1 protein-coding gene is annotated in these 238 nt (G+C 65.5%); it reads right to left on the bottom strand.

Annotation, left to right across the window (positions count from 1 at the left end):
- The coding region (tadA, locus tag HKX41_13335) for a Flp pilus assembly complex ATPase component TadA (GenBank protein ID NNC25118.1) at positions 1 to 238 on the bottom strand (238 nt) is incomplete at both ends.

Below are 238 nucleotides of genomic sequence, written 5' to 3'. Positions count from 1 at the left end.
CTCGCCTTCGGGCTGATAGCGGCGCAGGCTGAACTTCTCGATTTCCTCCGGCGAGGCCGGGTATTTCTCCGCGTGGGTCGGCTCCAATCGACGCACCAGGCGCTGGGCCAGGATGCCGTTGATGGTCGAGGTCAGCAGATAGTCTTCCACGCCCATGTCGAGCAGCCGGGTGATGCCGCCGGCGGCGTTGTTGGTGTGCAGCGTGCTGAGCACCAAGTGTCCGGTCAGCGCCGACTGG

The organism is Salifodinibacter halophilus (genome assembly GCA_012999515.1).
GTDB lineage: Bacteria > Pseudomonadota > Gammaproteobacteria > Nevskiales > Salinisphaeraceae > Salifodinibacter > Salifodinibacter halophilus.
Note: the sequence above shows the minus strand (reverse complement) of the source record. Positions and strands in the feature narration are given on the sequence as shown.